The 4492-nt window shown below is 33.4% G+C and carries 6 protein-coding genes and 1 pseudogene; 5 read left to right on the top strand and 2 right to left on the bottom strand.

Translation table 11 applies throughout. From position 1 onward, the window contains the following. Positions 1–16 precede the first annotated feature (16 nt). Entirely contained in the window at positions 17–640 is a 624-nt protein-coding gene (locus KI369_RS24440) for a CmcI family methyltransferase (protein WP_212957809.1), read from the bottom strand. A 153-nt stretch (positions 641–793) separates the two neighbouring features. Here KI369_RS24440 and KI369_RS24435 point away from each other — a divergent pair, with 153 nt between their 5' ends. The 4 genes and pseudogenes from KI369_RS24435 (at position 794) to KI369_RS24420 (ending at position 3215) form a co-directional block, all read left to right on the top strand. Continuing rightward, entirely contained in the window at positions 794–1318 is a 525-nt protein-coding gene (locus KI369_RS24435) for an NUDIX hydrolase (protein WP_212957805.1), read from the top strand. Between the two features lie 104 nt (positions 1319–1422). Further along, positions 1423–1935: pseudogene (locus KI369_RS24430) on the top strand (hypothetical protein); the annotation flags it as partial. A gap of 29 nt (positions 1936–1964) precedes the next feature. Further along, positions 1965–2150, top strand: coding sequence for an antitoxin VbhA family protein (locus KI369_RS24425; RefSeq protein ID WP_212957803.1), 186 nt, complete (start codon positions 1965–1967; stop codon positions 2148–2150). A gap of 207 nt (positions 2151–2357) precedes the next feature. Beyond that, the gene (locus KI369_RS24420; protein ID WP_212957801.1) at positions 2358–3215 is read left to right on the top strand and encodes a PhzF family phenazine biosynthesis protein; all 858 of its coding nucleotides are present in this window, start codon (positions 2358–2360) and stop codon (positions 3213–3215) included. Between the two features lie 42 nt (positions 3216–3257). Here KI369_RS24420 and KI369_RS24415 read toward each other — a convergent pair whose 3' ends face one another. Next, the gene (locus tag KI369_RS24415; RefSeq protein ID WP_212957799.1) at positions 3258–4019 is read right to left on the bottom strand and encodes a class I SAM-dependent methyltransferase; all 762 of its coding nucleotides are present in this window, start codon (positions 4017–4019) and stop codon (positions 3258–3260) included. A gap of 341 nt (positions 4020–4360) precedes the next feature. Between KI369_RS24415 and KI369_RS24410 the strand changes: the two genes are divergently transcribed. Then, positions 4361–4492: MerR family DNA-binding transcriptional regulator (locus KI369_RS24410; RefSeq protein ID WP_212957807.1), on the top strand; the 132-nt coding region annotated here is incomplete at its 3' end.

The raw sequence follows: 4492 nt of genomic DNA, 5'->3' as shown, positions 1-4492 counted from the left end.
CCCACTTATTAAAGTTTCACTTTATCTTCTTTAAAAAACCTTTTGGATTAAATGAAATGAAAAACTTATGCTTAGATTCATCGATTATGAAATTGTTATTTTTAGCTAAAAACTCTTCTACAGCTTCCATTGGGCCAGGGCCAAAATTAGGTAGGAGAGGATTTCCATTAATGCTTGTATCTTCTACAATCATGTAACTGCCTGTTGTTACAATCGATTTATAAAGTAACAGTTCTTTTGAGACATGCTCTTTACTATGATCAGAATCTAAAATAACTAAAATTACATCATCCGGTTTACGCATACTTAAAATGGTTTGGACGGCCGGTACAGAAACAGAAGAAGCTGTTAAATACGTAATCCGATTATGTGATGGTCGATTTGTTTGCGGAATTATATCGATAGTAAGTACATGACCTTTTCCTATTAAATCTAATATAGAGGCTAAATACAGTGCGCTACCACCATAGAACGTTCCACATTCAATAATTAAATCGGGTTTTAATTCGTGAATGATCTCTTGGTACAAAAAAAGATCAGAGGGAAGTTTACAGATTGGAACTCCGAGCCAGTGTGTATCGTGTAACCAAACGTTGCTGTCGTAATAAAGTTTTAGAAATTCATTGCTTATAGTATCGATGTTAATTCTCCTTTCTAAAAAGGATGCTTTTATACGTAAAATATTTACGTATGAAAGTTGTACTATATATTATGTGATACGGGATTGTAAGGCGAGTGTTTTTACTTAAAAATAAGCTAAATAACTCATGTGTAAATGAAAGGAAATGGACGGATGTACAAATACACAATTTGCTTCATTAAAAAAGGAAATGAAATACTTTTATTGAATAGAAATAAAAAGCCAAATATGGGAATGTGGAATGGTGTCGGAGGAAAAATAGAAGAGAATGAAACGCCATACGAAGGAATTATTAGAGAAACACTTGAGGAAACAGGAATAGAGCTTCCAAGTGTAACATATAAGGGGAATGTTATTTTTAAAGATAAAGACGAGTCGTGGCATAATGAGGGAATGTATGTGTTTCTTGCTGATTTGCAAGATGGAGTACATATGAATACCCCATTAAGTACGGCGGAAGGATTATTAGAATGGAAAGAAATTGAATGGATATTGAATCATGATAATAGAGGTGTAGTTAGCAATTTACAAAAATACTTACCTATAATATTAAAAGAAGAAAATAAGTTGGAACATATATTCACATATGATAACCGGAATATTATTCATTACACAACTGCATGTTTAATGGAAGATGATGTGAACAAACGGTATGAAAAACAACTTGTTTCTCAATAGAAAAATATGAAAACAATCAATCTTATACGCTAGTAGATAATATTTTTATAGAGCAATCAGCATTATTATGTTGATTGCTTTCATTATATATACGAGGTGATGAAATGTTTCAGAAATACACTTCATTAGCCATAATTGTCATATGTACGCTGTTTCTTTTTGTAGCTTGTTCTAAAAGTGATAATGTGAATCAAAAGTTACCAGCTAAATTAATAATGATAAACCCGAAAACTAGAGTAGTAGAAAAAGAAACGATAGTAGATGACAAGAAATTCATACCTGTTCTAGTGCATGTGAGTGATAATAATGTGTATATTTTAGATCAGGATGAAAAAATGAAAGAGTTAGATGAGGACTTGAACATTATACGTACATATTCATTGCATAGCGATAAAATAACAAAAATTGCTAGAGAGGATAAAGAAATATGTGATATACAAGTACAGGAGAATAAAATATACATCCTATACAAAGATATGAATTCGAAAAGTAAAAAGAAACAGCTGGTAGTTGAGATTGAGGGGTATGATTTATTAACGGGAGCCAGCATTGAAAAGACTACTTTACAATTAGAGAGGAAATGGGATGATATTACCTTTCTTGTATTAAAAGAGTAAAAAATGATTTGAAGGGGGTAACTCAAATTATGGCATTCAAAAACGAGGAAGAACTAAATAAAGCTTTCGAGGCGGCTAAAGCGAGTCTAGAAATAGAAGGCATGACTGTTACAAAAGAAATGGAAAAAATTATAAAAGAGAAGGTAGCAGGAAAGATAACGCACGAGCAACTGCTTATATTAGCTGATGCGATTGCGAGACGTGAGCGTACTTAACAATCTAGAAGCCACCACAAAATTTTAAAAAATAAACGGAGAAAAAGAGATGGTAGATCCATTTTTCAGACTGTAGACAAACTATTTTTGGAGAGTTTAGATGCTAAAAAATAGTTTGTCACTTGCTTTATGATGAATTAATCCAACAATATATATGTATTACGTTCTGTGCTACAATTTACTATAAGTGAGGAAGGAAGGTGTCTTATGAAAATATCTGTTTATGTTGCAAGTGCATTTAGCAAGGATCATAAAGGCGGAAATAAAGCAGGATTGGTATTTATGGAGAATACATTGACCACTACTCAAAAAATGGCAATAGCCAAACAACTGGGCTATGCGGAAACCGCATTTATATCAGAGTCCGAAATTGCTGATTATAAATTTGAGTATTTTACACCAAAAGAGGAAGTTGATTTATGTGGTCATGCCACAATTGGCTCTTTCGCGATACTGATGCATGTAAATAAACTTTTCAAGAATCGCTATACGATTGAAACGAACAGCGGTGTTCTTACTATTACCATAAAAGATGACATCATATTCATGGAACAAAACGAACCGATATTCTATGATGTTATATCTCCAAATGAGTTTATCGACTGCTTTGACATTAAAGATATAGACAATACATACCCAATTCAAATTGTCTCCACGGGCTTAAAAGATATTTTAATTCCTATAAAAAGCGAAACACAATTACATACAATGCAACCTAATTTTGAAAAAATTAAAGAAATCAGCAAGTATTATAATGTTGTCGGGATGCATCTATATACTTTTAATGACAATCGAATGATATGCAGAAACTTTGCTCCGCTATACGACATCAATGAAGAAGCAGCGACTGGAACTTCAAACGGTGCATTAGCTTGCTACCTTTATGAACAGCGCGACTTACAAAAAGAAGTCTATGTATTTGAACAAGGTTATTCTTTACACTCGCCTTCCGAAATATTAGTTAAATTAGCAACCGATAGCAATAATAAAATAGAAAAAGTTTATGTTGGTGGCAAAGGCTATTACTGTGAAACGAAGTGTTTAAATATAGAAAATATTGAGTGAAAAAGAGATGGTAGATCCATCTCTTTTTCATATGCTCCATGATTAACTGCGAATCACCTTAATCATAAAACGATGTTGCTTCACGTCAAAATAACCTTTTTGTAAGATGATCTCATGTATATGATATAATTCCTTATAATATTTTTCGACAGTAAAATCAGGAATTTGCCACGGAATTGCTTTTAAATAATAGACGATAGCGCCAATATCATAAAAGCGTTGGAAAGGGAATTCTTCTTTTGCTTCTAAAATAGTAAATCCATTTCGCTCTAACTCAATGCATGCCGCTTCGAGCGACCAACTTGCAAATTCGCTATTTAGCGGTGCGTTAAACTGCTCATTTAGTTCCACGCAATCAAGACCACCAACTTGTTGTGTAAGGAAAACTCCATTTGGAGAAAGGATTCTGCTTACCTCAGAGGCAGCATATGATTCATGTTGATTTATGATTAAATCAAACTGACCAACTTGAAATGGTAAAGCAGTATCATCGCTCACCTCTACAACAGTAACCCCTAAAGGTTCTAATTTCTTCCGAGCGATTGGCACGTTTGGAGTGTATCCCTCAGTAGCATAAATAGTTGACGGAAACGGTTGTAACATAGATAAAAACTCTCCGCCACCAGTCCCCATATCGAGCATTGATTCTGCATGCTGCATAAGTTGGAAAGCTGTACTGCCATATGACCACGATAAAGGCTCGCTCTTCATTCGACCCGTTTCTGAAATAAAAGAAAAATACCAACCGCTAAAATTAGTATTAGCACTATCTAATAAAGTTAAAAATAATGGATCACGTTTCATAATTGTATCCTCCTATTTTGTAAGTAAATGATATGATGAGAAAAGAAAAAAGGAGGACCTCTTATTAAAGGGGAACGGTTTTACGTTTCATGTTCGAATAGATTCATATAAATTCGCTCCTTGTGAGAATGGTTATTTATATATTCGGGATAAGTAAGTGAAAGTCCTTTGAATTTGTGAGGGAAGGTTATGCTAGTCAATAATCGGGCCATAAAATGGGATAGCGCAATACATATTGATTATATGCACTTTTATATTTTTGAATTTTCTTTAATTATCTCTTGAACCTCTAGTTACTTTAGGTTTTATAATGAATTTATAATTTTAATAGGGGGATTTAGATGAAAAAGGATCAAAAGTTTTCTATCGGAGAATTCTCAGAAAAAACGGGAATACCAATTCCTACTTTGCACTATTATGATGAAATCGGGTTATTACAACCTGAAAAGAATCCTTCCTCAGGGCACCGCATT

Source organism: Bacillus sanguinis (assembly GCF_018332475.1).
Lineage (GTDB): Bacteria > Bacillota > Bacilli > Bacillales > Bacillaceae_G > Bacillus_A > Bacillus_A sanguinis.
Note: the sequence above shows the minus strand (reverse complement) of the source record. Positions and strands in the feature narration are given on the sequence as shown.